This is a genomic window from Paenibacillus cymbidii, from assembly GCF_004764705.1.
GTDB lineage: Bacteria > Bacillota > Bacilli > Paenibacillales > NBRC-103111 > Paenibacillus_AN > Paenibacillus_AN cymbidii.
This window is the reverse complement of record NZ_SHLX01000005.1, coordinates 1-17,515: the sequence shown is the minus strand read 5'-3', so window position 1 is coordinate 17,515 and position 17,515 is coordinate 1. Positions and strand designations below refer to the sequence as shown.

12 protein-coding genes are annotated in these 17,515 nt (G+C 61.5%); 10 read left to right on the top strand and 2 right to left on the bottom strand.

Annotated features, from left to right (window positions below; all coding sequences use genetic code 11):
- Positions 1–91 precede the first annotated feature (91 nt).
- Entirely contained in the window at positions 92–8,656 is an 8,565-nt protein-coding gene (locus EXY20_RS08680; protein ID WP_167859096.1) for a cadherin-like beta sandwich domain-containing protein, read from the top strand.
- Between the two features lie 75 nt (positions 8,657–8,731).
- On the opposite strand, the gene EXY20_RS08675 is transcribed toward EXY20_RS08680, so the two are convergent.
- Together EXY20_RS08675 and comA are read right to left on the bottom strand one after the other, a co-directional pair.
- Complete coding sequence (locus EXY20_RS08675; protein WP_328592513.1) at positions 8,732–9,535, bottom strand: 2-phosphosulfolactate phosphatase; 804 nt, start codon at positions 9,533–9,535, stop codon at positions 8,732–8,734.
- On the bottom strand, positions 9,520–10,365 hold the full coding sequence (gene comA, locus EXY20_RS08670; RefSeq protein ID WP_135549815.1) for a phosphosulfolactate synthase: 846 nt from the start codon (positions 10,363–10,365) through the stop codon (positions 9,520–9,522). The genes EXY20_RS08675 and comA overlap by 16 nt, the downstream gene beginning before the upstream one ends.
- Before the next feature lie 371 nt (positions 10,366–10,736).
- Here comA and EXY20_RS08665 point away from each other — a divergent pair, with 371 nt between their 5' ends.
- The 9 genes from EXY20_RS08665 to EXY20_RS08625 all read left to right on the top strand — a co-directional run bounded on the left by EXY20_RS08665 (position 10,737) and on the right by EXY20_RS08625 (position 16,782).
- Positions 10,737–11,003, top strand: coding sequence for a YqhV family protein (locus EXY20_RS08665; protein WP_135549812.1), 267 nt, complete (start codon positions 10,737–10,739; stop codon positions 11,001–11,003).
- Between the two features lie 87 nt (positions 11,004–11,090).
- Positions 11,091–12,092 (top strand): stage III sporulation protein AA, encoded by a 1,002-nt coding sequence (spoIIIAA, locus tag EXY20_RS08660; RefSeq protein WP_135549811.1) that lies wholly within the window; start codon positions 11,091–11,093, stop codon positions 12,090–12,092.
- Positions 12,089–12,607, top strand: a complete 519-nt coding sequence (gene spoIIIAB, locus EXY20_RS08655; RefSeq protein ID WP_135549808.1) for a stage III sporulation protein SpoIIIAB — start codon at positions 12,089–12,091, stop codon at positions 12,605–12,607. The genes spoIIIAA and spoIIIAB overlap by 4 nt, the downstream gene beginning before the upstream one ends.
- A 33-nt stretch (positions 12,608–12,640) precedes the next feature.
- Entirely contained in the window at positions 12,641–12,844 is a 204-nt protein-coding gene (spoIIIAC, locus tag EXY20_RS08650) for a stage III sporulation protein AC (protein ID WP_135549806.1), read from the top strand.
- Positions 12,845–12,898: 54 nt separating this feature from the next.
- Positions 12,899–13,288: a stage III sporulation protein AD gene (spoIIIAD, locus tag EXY20_RS08645; protein ID WP_135549804.1), complete on the top strand. Its 390-nt coding sequence runs from the start codon at positions 12,899–12,901 to the stop codon at positions 13,286–13,288.
- Between the two features lie 24 nt (positions 13,289–13,312).
- Positions 13,313–14,536: a stage III sporulation protein AE gene (gene spoIIIAE, locus EXY20_RS08640; protein WP_135549802.1), complete on the top strand. Its 1,224-nt coding sequence runs from the start codon at positions 13,313–13,315 to the stop codon at positions 14,534–14,536.
- 21 nt (positions 14,537–14,557) lie between these two features.
- Positions 14,558–15,250 carry a stage III sporulation protein AF gene (spoIIIAF, locus tag EXY20_RS08635; protein WP_135549800.1) on the top strand — a complete coding sequence of 231 codons (693 nt, stop codon included), beginning with the start codon at positions 14,558–14,560 and terminating at the stop codon, positions 15,248–15,250.
- A complete protein-coding gene (gene spoIIIAG / locus EXY20_RS08630) occupies positions 15,247–15,885 on the top strand; it encodes a stage III sporulation protein AG (RefSeq protein WP_167859095.1) in 639 nt (212 codons plus the stop codon). Before spoIIIAF ends, spoIIIAG begins: the two co-directional genes overlap by 4 nt.
- A 60-nt stretch (positions 15,886–15,945) precedes the next feature.
- Positions 15,946–16,782, top strand: a complete 837-nt coding sequence (locus EXY20_RS08625; RefSeq protein WP_135549798.1) for a SpoIIIAH-like family protein — start codon at positions 15,946–15,948, stop codon at positions 16,780–16,782.
- Positions 16,783–17,515: the final 733 nt, after the last annotated feature.

Genomic DNA, 17,515 nt, shown 5'->3' with positions numbered 1-17,515 from the left:
GAAAATGGCGAATCGTGTGAGCGAACTGACAGACTTCCTTATTATAATGATCCGTAACGCAACGTTAATCATTGGAATAAGGAGATCGCCCATGAAACGCCCCTTTTTCGCTGGCTTGGTCACCAGAATGCTCGCCGCCGTACTGCTTTTGCAGTCGGCGGCTATTGTCGCGCCGTCGTTCGGCACGGGAGGACGCCAGGTATATGCCGATTCGGCGGGTACTTCGGAAACGTCGATCGTCGACCGCTTCGACGATTACCAATGGAGCCGCATCACCGGCGGCACGTTTAACCCGGACGCGCGGTATGCGGCCGCGATGGCTTACGACGAACTGCATCGCAAGGTCGTTATGTTCGGCGGGGAAAGCAGCACCGCAACACTGCTGGCCGATACGTGGCTGTGGGACGGCGCGAAGGACGTCCAGGCCTGGCAAATGACAACGCCTGCCGTCAGCCCGCCAGCCCGCAAAGGCGCCGGTATGGCTTACGATCCGGTCAGCCGGAAAATAGTGTTGTTCGGCGGCGAAGGCGCTTCGGGCGTGCTCGGCGATACGTGGCTGTGGGACGGAGCAACATGGGCGCAAGCGAACGTCGCCGGTCCGTCCGCCCGCGGAGGCGTACAGGTGGCGTACGACGGCAGCCATATCGTGCTGTTCGGCGGCTATACGCTGTCCGGCGGCAAGAAGCTGCCCATCGGCGAAACGTGGCTGTGGGACGGCACGCAGTGGCAGCAGCAATCGCCCTCCGAGTCGCCTCCCGCCATGCATTCGGGCGGCATGGCGTACGACGGACAGCATGCCGTCATTTACGGCGGCGATCTGGGCGAAATTTCGGACGGCGGCTTTACGTTCGACGACGGATCGTATACGATCTGGACCTGGGACGGCGAAGCCCGGACATGGAGCAATGGGGCGGGTCCGGCAGGAGCAGGCTACGGCGGCCGCTGGGGCAATGCGACGGCTTACGACGGCCGCCGGTTGGTCAGCTTCAGCGGCGAATTCGACTTCTATACGCCGGCGAACCAAAATGGTCCGGCCGGGTTGAACCTGCACTACCCGAGGCCGGGCAACAACGGCATCGAAGGCTACAGCATTTACCCTTACGCCTTTGCCAAGAAGGGCGATGCATGGGAGTCATGGTTGAACAAGACGTCTACCTCTTATCCGCAGTGGGGCGATTATGCGTTCCCGGTTTCCCGCAGTTATGCCAGCATGGCATACGACGGCCATCAGTTCGTCGTGTTCGGCGGCAAAACGGTGCCGGGCATTGTCGGCGAAACGTGGACGTTCGGCAACGAGCTGCCGACGCTGGCGGAGGTGGCGATCAGCGGCAGCCCCGACCCGGTGTTTCGTTCGCAAAGCGCCTCGAGCACCGACGAAGCGAAGTTCGTGTACGAGGTAACCGTCAACGACATTTCGCCGTTGTCGGAACGGGGGCTCGAATATCGGATCGCCGCGCCGCAGGACCAGCCGCAGGCGAGTTGGACGCGCGTGCAGCTGTTGGCCGCCGGCAGCAACGATACGTCCGCGGGCTTCAAGACGCAGAACGTATCGGGACTGGCCTGGAACACCGAATACGAAGCGCGCGCTTACGGCGTCAACGGCGCCGGCACGAAATACAGCGCGCCGGTAACGTTCAAGCTGGACAACGATACGACATTGCTGCCGCCCGACGTCCGGTACGATCAAGTAGGTCCCGCGTTTCTTCATGTCGACGACAAGAAGCGGATTTCCGTTGTGGGCGCCACGATTTCCAATTTGCTGCGCAAGCCGCTCGGCGGCATCGATTATTATCTGCAAGGCGCAGGCGGCGCCAAATACCCGCTGGCTTACCAGATCGTCAGCGATTACGAGCTGCGGCTCACCTGGATGGACAATTTGCCGCCCGGTACTTACGATGTGAAGCTGCACCATGCCTTCTTCACGCCGTATGATTTTCCGCATGCGTTAACGATTACTACCGCCACCTTCTACAAGCCCCGCAACTATAGCGCGGTCGAGGTGGCCAGCACGAATGCGCGCAACGAAACGGACAAGCTCACGCTGCGCGGCCCGTTCGCGGAGAAGCCGGAAACGCCCGGCTTGTATACGCTGAGCGACCCGAACGAACCGGTGGCGATCAACGACAACGTGCTGTTCAAAGGCGCGTTGCTCGAGGTGGACAAACGGACGAGCCCGTACCGGATTCGCGGCAACGGCCGTTTGTACGTGAACGGCTTCGGTCCGTCGGGAACGATCCAGCCGTATACGCTGTACGAAGGCGCCTTCGAGTGGAAAGACGACAATTTCAGCATGACGATGCCCAATAATGCGAAGGTCGACTACTCGGGTTTGGGCTTTCCGATCAAGGCCAAGTCCATCGTTTTTACAAACGCGGGCGTTCGCCTGGCGGGCATGATCGATCTCGGCTTCTACGCGGGCAATCGACGCGTCGACGGCACGGCAGCCGTCGACCGGCTGCCATTCAGCCGGGGCCGCTTCGACTTGAGCGGAAGCTTCACGGCAGCGGCGCCGTTCGCCGCCGGTCCGCTGGACGTGACGAGCACGACGTGGAATCTCAACTCCTGGTACGGCTACGCAAAAACTACCGCATCGGCTCAGCTAAGCGGTTACAATATGAATTTTGCGATGGATATGAGCTTCAAGGCGAACCGGCTGGACAGCATCGGCTTCAGCATGAACCAAAGCGCCAAAACCGGCCTGACCGGGACGAAGTTTGACAAACTGTACGGCACGGTGAACGGGCTGTCCGGCTACTCGCAGCTGCCGCAGACGTTCCGGTTTCAGGGCGCGGCTACGGATGTGTTTGCGCCGGTTCAGAAGAACCTGCATTTGATCGAAACGTATCGGTTGAACGCGGATATTTCGCGAGGCGGCTATGTGGCCGACGGCGACATGTACCTGTATTGGTTCAAAGTCAGCGATCTGAAGCAAATCGTGTCCATGCAAACGGACGGTTTCGCTACTGCCGGATCGTTGAACGCGTTTGATATTTTTACCGGGCCGATGGCATTGCGTTATGCGAAATCGAGCGGATTTGCGGGGCAAATGAAAGCGGACGTAACCATTCCGAACAACATACCCGATGTCGGCGGCAAAAAGGTGCGCGGTGTCGACGTAACGATCGATTCGGCAGGCTTGTACGCTTCGTTTGCGGTCAACGGCATCGGCGTAAACGTGAAGTACCTGTTCAGCAAAAATGTGTTCGAATTCGAGCTGATCGCCCCGCCGCCCGTAGCGCCCGCATTGGTCAACGGACTCGGCTGGCTGCAGACCATCGGCGGAGCGGCCGGCGCGCTAAGCGGAAATCCGGCGGACATTCTCGACTTTTTCGGAGACTTGTTCGGCAGCGGATCAAGGAGCGATTTCAAAACGGATGGCGATTCCCGTCCGGTCCGGATCGCTTCGACCAACGACATGCAATATGAAATTAAAACGGTCGCCGTTTCGACGCATCCGGGCAAAACGGAAGCGACGAATGCGCAAGCGCGTCTGGACAGCGGCCGGTTCACGGCCGTCGATCAGCGCGTAGCGCCGGATGCCGAAATCCTGGAGCACGATCCGGACGGCCAGCGGGTCGCTTATTCGTTCACGGTTGCACAGCCCTATGAAGCGCTGCTTGTACTGGACGGAGACCGCCGCAACGTCCGGCTGACGGACCCGGCAGGCCGTAACGTAACTCCAGTTTCAACGAATATAACGGTTCGGGGCGGTTTGACTTACATCCGCCTTCCTCTGGACGCAGCGGGGACGTGGAAGCTGAAGGCGACGGAAGCGGTGCGGTTCCAGGCGTACAAGCTCATCTACGTCCGCGCCGGCATCGATATGCAGGCGCTTGCGGAAGCATGGGAGGCGGTGCCCGATCGCGATGTGACGGAATTTCCGCTGCAAGAGCGCGGTCTGACATTGCTGACCATTGGCGGCGCCTGGGGCAACGAAACCGTGTACAAGCCGGACGGCAGGCCGTATGCGCTGGAGACGGACGACGGCAAGCCGGACTGGAACGCTTACCGCGACCCGGGCAGCGGCATGTTGTACGTGCTGGCGGACGCGGCAGAAACCGGCGATTGGTTCGTTGACGGCGTCGGCCGCGCCGAGGCGGGCGTCTATCGCGTGCCGGCGAATACAACGATGACGGATGTGCGCGGCTGGGTGCAGAACGCACGCTTCCCGACGAAGCTGAAGCTTGCTTCGACGCCTTCGCGCAACCAGGCGCTGCTGAACGTATACGGCGCAGCTGCCGGGACGGTCGTGCGCCGGCCGGACGGCACGGTTTATGCGCTGCGGACCGATTACAGCCGGGACGACTGGAACGCTTACTACAGTGCGGACCGGAAGTTGCTTACGGTGCTGCTCGATCCGGCGGAGGCCGGCGAGTGGACGGTCGAAGGCTCCGCTTTTGCGGATGTCACCGCAGCGGAAATCAGCATGAAGCTGGACAACCTGCGCCCGCTGTATTTGAAAGGCGATTGGACCAGCAGCGTGCGGTTTCCCGTTTCGAAGCCGGGCGACTATTTGCTGGCGGTAATCGGCGGCGATGCGAACACGAAGATTACGGCGCCGTTGTCCTCGGCCCCGATGACGCTCGTATTCGACGAGCAGGATCCGGCGGGCAATGCCATCCTGCAGCGCAAGGCCGATCGGCTGCTGCCTAATGACGGCGCGATCGATCAGGCGGATGTCAGCGCGGGTTTCCCCGATCCCGGCCCGGCCGATGTGTTGTATGTGACGATTCATGCCGCACAGGCGGGAATCTGGAACGTCGAGGCCAAAGGCAAAGTCCGGCTGCAGCTCACGGAGCTGCCGAAGCGGCCGGAGCTTGCCGACGTATCGGCCAGCGCAATGGACGCGAACCGCTACGAAGTGAAATGGAACGTCAAACATGCGGAAGCGGGTACGACGGTGAAGGTGATGGTGACCGGCGATCCGGAGCAGCCCAACGGCGTTGTTGTGGCGGACAACTTGCCTGCAGCCGGCGTTAGCGCGATTACGCTGCCGGGCGGACTCATTCCGGGCCGCTATTATTTGTCCGTGGTTGCTTCCGGCCCCGTTTGGGCGCCGATGGCGCAGGTCATCGCGCAGCCGATCGAGGTGACGGCGGCGCAGACGCTGCCGCAGCCCGAAGCGCCGGAGCTGGTGTCGACCGGCAACGGGGAAGCGACGCTGCGGTTGAATCCGGTCGATCACGCCGGTGCCGCTGTGACCGGATACCGGGCGTACGTGCTGAAGGACGGCGCGCCCAATCCGGCGAAACCGGCGTTCGATGCCGGCGCGGATGAGCCGGAGCTGGTGCTGGCCGGCCTCGCAACCGGGCAAACGTACACGATCGCCGTGATGGCATTTGGCGTCGAAGACGGGCAGAACGTTTACAGTCCGCTGTCCGATCCTGTTACGGTGATGGTGCCGGAACCGCATCCTGCTGTGCTGCAAATCGCAGTTGCGGCCGATCAGCCGGCGGATGCGACCGTGACGGAAAACACGTACCGGACGGCAAACGGCGAAGACGAAACGATGCTGCTTACGTTTGCCGATGCCGTTTCGGTGAACGTATCTAGCGATCAGGCGGCGGATGTGGCGCTGTACGCGGATGGTACGCTGCTGGGGCATCAAAACGCTGCGGCGAACGGGACGACGGAGTTCGATTTGAACGACTTGCTCGGTTTGGCGCAGCTGGAGGAACGCGAATATGTACTGACGATCGAAGCGGTTAACGACGCAGGCGATCGCAGCATCGCGATCCGCAAGCTGCAGGTCGATCGCACCGGTCCATATTTGTATGCAGCGTATGGCGCCGATCCCTGGGAATCGCTCAACGGCCTCGTGCTGAACGCGGACCGCCTGCCGCTGGTTGGGCAAACGGAGCCCGGCATTAAGCTCACGCTCAACGGCGTCCGTGTACCGGCGGACGAAAACGGCCGGTTCGATTATTTTGCGCCTTGGTCGGCCGGTGGGGCGGACAATGGCAAATTCGACGGCGTTTTGATCGCCGAGGATGCGGCGGGCAATCGCACGGAATATCGGTTTGAGGCGCTGAGGGGCGGAGCGGGCAGCCCGCAGCCGCGGGACCCGGCGGAGCTGGCGGTGTTGACGCTGGACCGCGGCGTCTTCGGCCAGCCGTTCCATCCGGATACGGCAACCTACACCACCGAATTGGAGGAAGGCAGCGTCAAGGTGGTAGCGATCCCTTCTTATGCCGATGCCGTGGTGACGGTGGACGGCCACTCGCCGGGAGCGGACGGCTCAGTGTCCGTAGTCATCCCCGATGGCGGCGGACAGATCGATATCAACGTTGCCGGAGCTGGCGCCAGCAGCAAGACGTATACCGTTACCGTTGCCGGTAAACGATCGAATGTCGCGCTGCTCGGCGGCTTGACGATCAGCGCGAACGGGGAAGACGTTCCGCTCGGCACGGCGTTTTCGGGGGCGCAAACGAGCTATGATGCCGCGGTCGGATTCGATGCCGACGAAATTGCCGTGCTGCCGGCGGCGCTTCAGCCCGGTTCGGCGATTCGTGTGAACAGCCAACCGGTTGCTGGCGGTTCGCCCGTAACGGTAGAGCTTGCTGCCGGTGAAACGACGACAGTCGGCATCGAAGTGACAGCGCCGGACGGGAATACGGCCCAAACGTATACGCTGCGGGTGTGGCGGGAAGCGGACGGCAACGCGCGGCTGCGGTCGCTGGCGGTTGACGGCCGGCGGCTCCTGCCGGCGTTCGACAGCGAAACCGGCGACTATCGCGTCGTGCTGCCGGACGGGACGTCGTCCGTTGCCGTAAGCGCGCAAGCGGAAAGCGAAACGGCCGTTGTCCTGGTTGACGGCCAGCCGCAGCAGGCGGGGGCGGTCATCGTGCCGCTGGCGCAGCCGCAGCAGCGGATCGATGTGGCGGTATCCGCCCAGGACGGCAGCGAGCGGCATTATCGGGTTACCGCCGTCAGGCAGCTGCCGCAAGCGGCGAAGCCGCCGCAACTGACGGAGCTGCGCTCTCGCGGGTTTATCGTAAAGCCCGACTTGTCGCCGAACCGGTTCCATTATACCGGAGGCGCGACATACGATTCGGGGGTGAGCGTCATCGCAAAGGCAACGGACGCCCACGCGGTGATTGCGATTGGCGGCAAGCCGGTTGGCGCAGGCGGAGAACGTTACGTTCCGTTGGCATTGGGCGTCAATATTGTGCCGATCGAAGTGGAATCGGCCGACGGGACGGCGGCGCAAACCTATACGATCGAGCTGACGCGTCTGGAGGAAGAGAGCGCCCCGCCGAACGCGCCGGTCGCGAAGCCCGGCGTCCGCACGGTTGTCGTCGAAACCGGCGACAATGACAAGGCGGTGGCGGTTCCCGTCGTCCGCAGCAGCGAAACCGGCGGAACGAAGGTCGATTCCGTCCGGCTGGAAGATCGTAATGTGAAGGACATCGTCGCCAAAGCGAAAGCGGAGCATAGCGATTCGGCCCGCATCGTGGTGACCGACTTGCCGGACGATCCTGCCGACGAAGTGCACGTGAGCATACCGCCGGACGCTGTGGACGGGTTGGCGGAAGCGGGCATCAGCCTGCGCATTGCAACGCCGGATGCGGAAATTGTATTGTCCGGCGAAACGATAGCGGCGCTGCGTCGCGAAGGCAAAGAACTGTATTTCCGCATCGTGCCGATCCGCGACGAACAACGGCGAAGCGAGCTCGAGGCGCGCACCGCGCAGGAGGAAGTCGTGCTGCATACGGCCGACGGCAAGCCGGTTGTGGCGATCGGCAAACCGATGACGATCGAAACGAATTACAGCGACGCGCCGACCCGCATCGTGTTCCCGCTCGGCGGCCTCGTGCTGCCGGAAGACGAGCAGGAAGCGCGCCGCACGCTTGCCGGGCTGGCGGTTTACATCTCGCACAGCGACGGGGAAAAAGTCGTGCAGCGGGGAACGGTCGTTTACGGCAAAGACGGCAAACCGACCGGGCTTGAAATCGAAGTAAACAAGTTCAGCACCTTCTCCGTCATCCGGTTTGCGGAGGCGGCGGAAACAGCGGTCTGGTTGCCCTATGTAAATGGCTATCCGGACGGAACATTCCGCCCGGGAGCCGCGATCACCAGGGCGGAACTGGCGGCGATACTGGCTCGCGCGCTGAAGCGGCAGCCGGGGGAAACGGACGAAACGCAGCCGCGTGCGCTTGCGGCGGGGGCGTCGCCGTTCCCCGATGTGCCTGCGGATCACTGGGCGGCAGCCGCGATAGCGGAAGTGCGGGCCGCGGGTATTATGGTCGGTGACGAAGCGGGCCTGTTTCAACCGGAGCGTACGGTCACCCGCGCCGAAATGGCGACGATCGTTTCGCGCTGGCGCAAACCGGAGGCCGCTGCTTCCGCCGCCTCGTCCGCCAGCTTCGCCGACACGGACGGACACTGGGCATCACCGGCGATCGAAGCCGCAAGAGCGGCTGGGCTGATGACCGGCTACGAGGACGGCACCTTCCGGCCGGAAGCCGCGCTGCTTCGCTCGGAAACGGTGAAAGTGCTGAATAGGCTGTTCGTTCGTCCGGTTCCGGCGCATGAAGGGACGCGTTCCCATTGGCCGGATGTGCCGGACAGCTTCTGGGCGAAGGATGAAATCGAATCGGCAGCCGGCACTATCCATGTATATGCGGACGGCGCGATCCAACAGGAGTGGCCGTAAAAGGCGAGAGCTCCAACGAAAACGAGGCCGGTCCCCGGTCGCCAAGGCGACCAAGGGACCGGCCTCGTTCGTGTGTTACCTCGCTTCCGTATACGCCGCCGGTTCGCCGGCCACTATCGTTCTGCCCTTTAATACCGGGCATACGGGAAACGTGTCCAACCGCGCGCAGTAGGCGATATCGCCCGCGAAGCCGAGCTTCACCAGCCGGACGCCCGTTTGGCCGGACGCCAACGTTTCGTGCAGACGATCTTGCTTCCGTTCGAACGCATGCAGCATGGAGAGGCTGCAATCGTTCATCGCCAGCGGCAGCCGGCTGTCCCGGCGCTCCAGCAGCGCGGCGATAATGGCGCCGGCTCCAAGCCCGTCCTCGAGCGCGAAAGCGTCCTGCGTGCCGGCGCAGACGAGCACGATGTCCTTGCGCAGCGCCAGCGCGGCGTCCGCGCAAGCGCCGGCGTTCAGCAAGCAGCCGGCCAGCACGTGCTGCGCCTTCAGCGATTTGTACAGCGCCCGGGTGCCGTTCGTCGTCGTCATGACGATGCGCCGCCCGCGCACGTCGTTCGCCGCGTATTCGAACGGCGAATTGCCAAGATCGAAGCCGGCGATGCGCACGCAGTTGCGTTCGCCGCCCAGCAGGTCGCCGGGCTGCTGCAAGTTTCTCGCCGCCTGCACCGTTTCCGCCGCGACGATGCCGGCCGCTCCGTGAGCGAGCGCGGTTGCCATGTTGCTCGTCGCCCGCAGCACGTCGATGACGATTGCCGTTCTGCCCGGGAAATCGTCCGCTCTGGCCTCGCTTACCGTTGCGATCGTGTCGATGCGCATCGTTACTCCTCCATCCGTATCTTCCGTACCGTTCGGTTCATCGTTCAAATTTCGTAGCACCACGCCGTCTCCTGTTGCTCCTGATCCGCCGTTCTGGCGCGGTCCGCGAACACGAAAGTATCCGAGCGCAAGCCTCGCCTCAGCGCCTCCAGCGCAAGGATGTCGGTCGGCGCAATGTTGCCGAGATTGACGCCGGCGCCGATGCGGCGAATGAGGTGCACCTGCTGTTCCTTCAGCGGCGCTTCCCACAGCAGACAGCCGCGATGCGGCACGGCCGCCAGCACCGCCTCGAGCTGATCGTCGCGGCAGTTGCCGGACGCGTCGTAAATGCCGACGCCAACTCCCGATTCCCGGCCCTCGATCGTGACCAATTCCGCGCCGCAATCGAGGTCCATGCTGACCGTATAGCTAAGCTGCTTCGTTTCGATCGCCGAACCGAACACTTTTTTGCCGTATTCGGTGTAGACGAGCAGCTCCGCCTCCCGTGCCGTGCGGATCAAGTCGCTGCGCTCGTCGCGCCCGAGCTCGATCGTGCCGTCCGATACTTCCACGCCGGAGAAGCCGATGCTTTGCACCGTGCGGAAGAAATCGCCGACGCGCCGCTGCGCGACCGCCACTTCGAGGAAGGTGCCGCCGGGAAAGATGGAGATGCCGCGCGACCTCGCCAGTTCTACCTTCGTTTTCAACACCGGATACGGATACAGCACCGGCGTGCCGAACCCGATTTTGATCATATCGATATGCTCGCCTGCGGTTTGCAGCAAATCTTCGAACGCATGGATGCCGAGACCTTTGTCAATCACCATCGTACGGCCGACCGTTCGCGGTTTTTCCGATCTGCAGCCGCTCGGATCCTGGAGATCGGGATGCCATTCGGACTTCACATTCATATGGAATCTCCTCGCTGCCATTGTAATTTTCCAATCTTAGGCATCATATGCGGCGAAAGGTGGTCTTGTGCCCATCAACTGAGCGGGGACCAAATAGCCAATGAAACATGGCTTATTTGCCCGATTTCGCCCATCTCGTCAGAAATAGCCAGTGAAAGGCAGGAGCGAAGGGTGGTTTGGGGAAGCGGCAGCGTTTAGTAGTGAAAGGATGGATATTTTGGGCCGCTGCTTTCTCCTTTGAGAAGATTTTTGTACGCGTATGGTTAAAATCGGGCCAAGCCCGCATACAAATGAAGAGAAACGAAAGCTTCCAAGGACGTGTCTGCACCCGCGAGGGTGTCCAGACACACCCTAAGATCGGAGGAACAGGGATGCTCAACAAATTCGTGATGAGCATGGCGACGCTGCGCTTCGTGTCCGGCTCGCTCGAAATTGCGGCCGCGCTCATCATGCTGCGCCTGAATCAAGTAGACAAGGCGTTGCTCGTCAATTCCGGACTCGCTTTCATCGGCCCGTTCGTGCTGCTGACGACGACGACGATCGGCCTCATCGGCATGGCGGACAAACTGTCGTTCGGCAAGCTGCTATGGGTGCTGGTCGGCGTTTCCTGCATTTTTATCGGCATCTTGAAAAAGTGAAACGCGGCTTGAGAGAGTCATATTTTTGCGGGACGGGCATACACATGGAGATAGATTCGGACAACTTGACACTTGTGGAGGCCCGCCATGCTGGACACGCTGGAACCGCTGCTGCCGCAGCCGCTGGCACGCATCGTCGCCGATTTGCCGCAAGCCGTGCGCGGCGGACTGGAAGAAATCAGAGTGCGCGAAGGCCGGCCGCTTGAACTGGTGTTCGGCCGCACCTATGCGTTTGCGACGAGCCGCGGCGCCGTCACCGGCGATCCGGGCGCCGCCTACGCGCCGACGCGCGACGTATGCGCGAAACTGCTCGACTTGCTGACGAATCATTCGGTCTATTCGTTCGAGGAAGAGCTGAAGCGCGGCTACATTACCGTCGCCGGCGGCCATCGGGTCGGACTGGCCGGCCGCACGGTGCTCGAGCACGGGAAAGTGAAGCTGGTGCGCGATGTCGCCGGTTTCTCGCTGCGCATCGCGCGGGAAGTGATCGGCTGCGCGTCGGACGTGCTGCCGTTTCTGATCGACGAGCGGGCGGGCACCGTCCACCATACGCTCGTCGTTTCGCCGCCGCAGCAAGGCAAAACGACGCTGATCCGCGATCTCGCCCGGCTCGTCAGCGCAGGTGCCTGGCCATCGCCGCACCGCTTCGGCGGGCGCAAGGTCGGCATCGTCGACGAGCGCTCGGAAATCGCCGCCTGCGTCAAAGGCGTGCCCCGCTTCGATCTCGGCCCGCGGACGGATGTGCTGGACGGTTGTCCGAAAGCGGAAGGCATGATGATGCTCATTCGTTCGATGTCGCCCGATGTGCTTGTCGTCGACGAGATCGGCAAGGAGGAAGACGCGCTTGCGGTCGAAGAGGCGCTCCATGCCGGCATTCGCATCATCGCCAGCGCGCACGGCCGCGACGTGGACGATGTCTCCCGGCGTCCGGCGCTGCGGAGGCTGTTCGACGGCCGGTTGTTCGGCCGCATCGTGCTGCTGCGCCGGGAGGCGTCCGGCACGGCAGCCGAAGCCGCCGTGTTCGACAGCGCCGGCTTGCGCGTCGACCGACAGACGGCGTTTCGCGCGGGAGGAGGCAGGCCACCGTGACGAAGCTGATCGGCGCCGCTCTTGTGCTGTTCGCCTGCACCTTGCTCGGGCTGTTCCAGTCGCAGCAATACGCCCGGCGCCCGCTGCAAATTCGCCGGCTCGTGCTGGCGCTGCAGCGGCTCGAGACGGAAATCGCCTACGGCTTCACGCCGCTGCCGGAAGCGCTGCTATCGCTCGCCGCGATGCTGCCGGAATCGCTTGCCGCCTTGTTCCGCCGAGCGGCGGAGCTGCTCCAGGCGGGCAGCAGCCGCTCGACGGCCGAGCTGTGGCGGCAAGCGATCGGCGAGCGCTGGGCGCATACGTCGCTGAAGGCCGGCGAGCGCGAAGTGATCGAACGGCTCGGCGCCACGCTCGGCGCCACCGACCGCGACGACCAGATCAAACATCTGCGGCTGGCGGTGCAGCATCTGCAGGCGGAGGAGTTGACGGCGTGGGACGAGCGCAAGCGGTATGCCGGCATGTGGAGAAACCTCGGCGTGCTAGGCGGTGCGCTGCTCGTGCTCTTGATGTACTGAGGTAGCGAACACGCAAGTAATGGGGTGCCGCAAATGAACGTGGATGTAAATGCGATTTTTCAAATTGCGGGGATCGGCATCATCATTGCGATGATTCATAGCGTGCTCAAGCAGATGGGAAAAGAGGATATGGCGCATTGGGTCACCGTAATCGGCTTCGTTGTCGTGCTGTTCATGGTCGTGAATATGCTCAGCAATTTGTTCAAGGAAATCAAAACGATTTTTCTGTTTCAATGAAGCAAGTCGACTCGGCGCCACGCGGGGAGCGCGCGCCGACGCGCGGGTGATGCGATGGAAATCATACAAGTGGTCGGACTCGGCCTGCTGGCCGCCGTTCTGGCGCTGATCGTCAAGGAACAGAAGCCGGTGTTCGCTTTTCTGCTGGCGGCATTTACCGGCATCGTCATCTTCCTGTTCCTGCTCGGCAAGATGGCTTCCGTACTGGAGGTGCTGGAAGACTTGGCGATTCATGCGAAGGTCGATCCCGTCTTCCTCAAGACGGTGCTGAAAATTATCGGCATCGCCTACATCGCCGAATTCGGCGCGCAGATCGTCCGCGACGCCGGACAAGACGCCATCGCCGGCAAAATCGAGCTCGCCGGCAAAATTTTGATTATGGTCATGGCGATTCCGATTATCAAGGTTGTCGTCGAAACCGTGATCAATCTGATGCCGGCATGACGGACAGGCAAGGAGGGAGAAGGCATGAACCGGATGGGCGCCCTTGTCTGCCGCCTGCTCCTCCCGCTGGCTGCCGCTCTTGCGCTGCTGCTCGCCGGCGGAAGCGCCGCCGCCGCGCCGACGCAGGCGGAACAGCCGGCCGGATCGACGAATGTAAGCGACATGACGATGAAGGAGCAGCTCGGCCAGCTCCCTGTCGATCCGGTGGAACGGTACTGGAACGATCTCATGCGGCAATACGGCGGCTACTTTCCCGGCACGTCGCCGCCCGGTTTCATGGACATGCTGCTGCCGGGAGGCGAAGGCTGGAGCTTGTCCGCCTTCCTGAAAGGGTTATTGCGCTACTTGTTTCACGAATTGCTGGTGAACGGCAAGCTGCTGACGTCGATCGTGGTGCTCACCGTATTCGGCATGATGCTGGAAACGATGCAAAGCGCCTTCGAGAAAAAAGCGGTAGCCAAAATCGCCCACACGATTTCGCTCATGGTCATCATCGTCATTGCGATCAACAGCTTCCATGTGGCGATCGACTATGCCAAGTCGGCGATCGAAAGCATGATCCATTTTATGGTGGCGGTCGTGCCCCTCATGCTGACGATGCTGGCTTCGACCGGAAACGTCACGTCGGCTGCGGTGCTGCACCCGCTGATCGTGTTTATGATACATGCGGTCGGAACGGCGGTGTATACGATCGTGTTCCCGCTGTTCTTCTTCTCCGCCGTGCTGCATATCGTCAGCGCCTTGTCGGAACGGTACAAAGTGACACAACTCGCTTCGCTGCTCCGGTCGGTCGGCGCCTTGCTGCTCGGCGTGCTCGTGACGCTGTTTCTCGGCGTCATCACCGTACGCGGCGCGACCGGCGCCGTGACGGACGGCGTGGCGATCCGCACGGCGAAATATATCGCCGGCAATTTCGTCCCGGTCGTCGGCACGATGTTCGCCGATGCGACCGATACGGTAATCAGCGCTTCGCTGCTGGTGAAGAATGCGATCGGCTTGACCGGCGTCATCATTCTGATTCTGCTGTGTGCCTTCCCCGCGATCAAAATTTTGACGCTGGCGCTCATCTACAACTTCGCCGCCGCGGTCATGCAGCCGCTTGGCGACAGTCCGATCGTCGGCTGCCTGCAAACGGTCGGCAAAAGCATGCTGTACGTGTTCGCCGCGCTTGCGGCTGTGGCGCTCATGTTTTTCCTGGCGATTTCCATCGTCATTGCGGCGGGCAACGTTTCGGTCATGATGCGGTGACAGCGGCAGGGAGGGGTACGGATGGCTTGGCTGAACGACTGGCTGAAGCAACTGATCGCGATTGTGCTGATCGCGGGATTCGTCGACCTGCTGCTGCCGTCGCAGGCGATGCAGCGGTACGCCAAAGCGGTGATCGGCCTGTTCCTGCTGCTGGCGCTGCTGTCGCCGGTGCTGCAGCTGCTGCGCAGCGAATGGAGCGTCGGCAAGCTTACCGCCGCCGTCGACATGCTGCAGGACGATACCGGCGGACAGCTGGCGCTCAAACCGCTGGACGACATCATGAAGGAAGCGGAGACGCTCCAGGCCGGACAGCGGCAGCAAGCGCAGCGCATCGTCGAAACGCGGCTCGCCTCGTCCATTGCGGAGCGGATGGAGCAGGACGGCTTCGGCCAACCGGCGGGCGTGACCGTCAAGACGAGCGTCGACAAAGGTGGCAAGCTGGCGATCGATACGATCGCCGTGACGATGCCGCCTGCTGGAGCGGCTTCCGCGACAACATCGCCGGAACCGACCGGCGCCGGCGTCATGAAGCCGGTCAAGCCGGTCGTCGTCGACATTCGCCCGGGGCGCGCTGCCGTGCCGGCAACTGCACAGGAAGCGACGAATGCGGAGGATAAAGCGGAAGCGCAGCGGCTGAGGACGGCGATTGCCAAAGCGTGGAGCGTCAAGGCGGAGCGCGTCAGCATCTCGTATGAAGCGGAGGGGAAGCCGTGAGTTCTTGGAAGAAGCTGGAGGAGTGGCTGAGCGGCGGACCCGGCGGGAAGAAGCGGGTGAACACGTTCCGCTGGCTGATCGTGATCGGACTTGTCGGCGTGGCGCTGATGATCCTGAAGTCGTACATCGAAGTGAAGGACATCGACTCGATCGGCTCCGGCCGCGGTTCCCCCGCCGGGCAGCAGCAGTCGCAGGAGACGCTCGGCGGAACGCAGAACGGCAAAGAGTCGCCGTTCCGCGATTACGAAGCGGCTTATGAAGCGCAGCTGCGCGATATTTTGCGCAAAATCGTCGGTGTCGGCGAAGTGGATGTGCTGGTGACGATCGATTCCACCGAGGAGACGATCGTGCAGAACAACGAGAAGGAAACGCAGATGAACACGAACGAAAAGGACAACCAGGGAGCGACCCGCATCATCTCGGAAGTGACCCGCAGCGGGGAAGTGGCGATGTACCAGGTTTCCGGCAATTCGCAGCCGATCGTGGTGAAAACGATCAAGCCAAAAATCAGGGGGGTCGTTGTCGTTGCAGGCGGCACCGAAGATTTGACCGTGAAGAAGCTGGTGACGGAGGCGGTGGAGCGCGGCCTCGACGTGCCGGCGCATCGCATCTCGATCATTCCGCGCAAGCAGTAGCGAAGGAAGCGAAATCAAACGAAACCAACGAAACGATAACCCAATGGGAGGAAACCACTCATGAACACCAAACGCCAAACGATTTGGCTCGTGTCGATGCTTAGCCTGATGGTTGTGCTGTCCGCGTATTATTTGTTCACGGAAGATTCCGGCAAGCTGAAAGTGGCGGACGACGGCACCGGTACGGAAGAAATCAAAGTCGATTCGCAGGAAATCGCGCCTCCGGCAACGGGCAGCACGGCCAAAGACGCCGGCAAGGTCGACAACGGCAAAGCCGTTACGCAAGGAACGGGTCAGGACACCAAGGCGACGGACGCCAAGCCGACCGCCTCGCCAAGCGCAAAGCCGGGGGTTGCCTCGCCTTCGCCGACCAAGTCGCCGGCCGCCAGCCCGAAGCCGTCTTCGGCGGCAACGACCGATACGAAGTCGGCCACCGATTCGAAAGCTTCCTCCGGCACGGATGCCAAAGCGACGTCCGCGCAAGCCGGCGACAGCAAAAAAACGGATGCGGAAGTGCTCAAGCAGCTTAGCGCGCAAGGCCAGTCCGGCGCCGATTATTTTACGGCCATGCTGCTGCAGCGCAACGAAGATTTCAGCAAGGAAACCGAGCGGCTGATGGGCATCATTACCGATATGAAACAAACGACCGATGCGGCGACCAAAGCGAACGACGACCTGTTCATGATTCAGCAGCGCGAAGAGCAAATCAACAGTGTGGAAGAGAAGCTGGCCAAAGACTATCATAATGCCGTCGTGCTGCAGGATTCGGGCAAATGGAAAATCGTCGTGCAGAACGACAAGCTCGACAAGAGCCAGGCAGTTGCCATCGTCGACATGGCCGCCAAGGAAATGAACGTCGGCGCCGACAAGTTCACCGTTCAGTTGATGCGCCCGTAAGCCGGCGCCCGCGCTGAAATCAGCCCCGCCGATATCCGGCGGGGTGTTTTTGATGAACGAGTATCGGAGCTCGAGTAAAGAGTTATGAAATAGGCCATCTTTTATGGCCTATTCCGCCAAAAATGGGCAGTCGTCACGAAATAGCCAGTGATTTCACTGGTTATTCGTGTGCAATTGCCCGTTTTGGGGCCATTTGGCGAAAATAACCTGTGTTTTCGCTGGCTATTTCCTATGGGACTGGCGAAATGAAGCCAATAGGCCATTTTTTAAGGCCTATTTTTTAAGATAATGCGGGTCTGTTAATGCCACCGCTATTTCCATCAAACTATTAGATGTCAGAGGTCAAAAGCACAATCGACTAACAGGATAAACCGGCCCGCTGTTGTTCCAGATCGCTTAGGTACGCCGCGGGATCACGATTAAAGCGTTTCCGCTGAATCCCTTCGGACAGACGCTCGTCCCATTGTGCTTTCCGCGCTTTGTAGGTTTCATAACTGACCGAACGAAGGCGGGCGGTCACATGCTCTTGACGAAGCGCATCGTGCACTAACACGATCATTTCTCCGTTGCGAATGATGTAGCGATTCCAGTTGCGAAGTCCGGTTATGCGGCGGTGACAGGCTTTCGTCTGTCAAAAAAATTGCTCCAACTCGTTATTGGTTCGGGGAAGGTAATAATGATCGTAACAGGGAAAGAGTCCGTTCCAAAGTCCCTTGGTGTACCGGAACAAATT

Bases quoted from the DNA above. Each gene is read 5' to 3' on its own strand.
- EXY20_RS08680 (WP_167859096.1), top strand. From the start codon at position 92: ATGAAACGCCCCTTTTTCGCTGGCTTGGTCACCAGAATGCTCGCCGCC.
- comA (WP_135549815.1), bottom strand. From the start codon at position 10,365: ATGAATGTGAAGTCCGAATGGCATCCCGATCTCCAGGATCCGAGCGGC.
- EXY20_RS08665 (WP_135549812.1), top strand. From the start codon at position 10,737: ATGCTCAACAAATTCGTGATGAGCATGGCGACGCTGCGCTTCGTGTCC.
- spoIIIAA (WP_135549811.1), top strand. From the start codon at position 11,091: ATGCTGGACACGCTGGAACCGCTGCTGCCGCAGCCGCTGGCACGCATC.
- spoIIIAC (WP_135549806.1), top strand. From the start codon at position 12,641: ATGAACGTGGATGTAAATGCGATTTTTCAAATTGCGGGGATCGGCATC.
- spoIIIAD (WP_135549804.1), top strand. From the start codon at position 12,899: ATGGAAATCATACAAGTGGTCGGACTCGGCCTGCTGGCCGCCGTTCTG.
- spoIIIAE (WP_135549802.1), top strand. From the start codon at position 13,313: ATGAACCGGATGGGCGCCCTTGTCTGCCGCCTGCTCCTCCCGCTGGCT.
- spoIIIAF (WP_135549800.1), top strand. From the start codon at position 14,558: ATGGCTTGGCTGAACGACTGGCTGAAGCAACTGATCGCGATTGTGCTG.
- EXY20_RS08625 (WP_135549798.1), top strand. From the start codon at position 15,946: ATGAACACCAAACGCCAAACGATTTGGCTCGTGTCGATGCTTAGCCTG.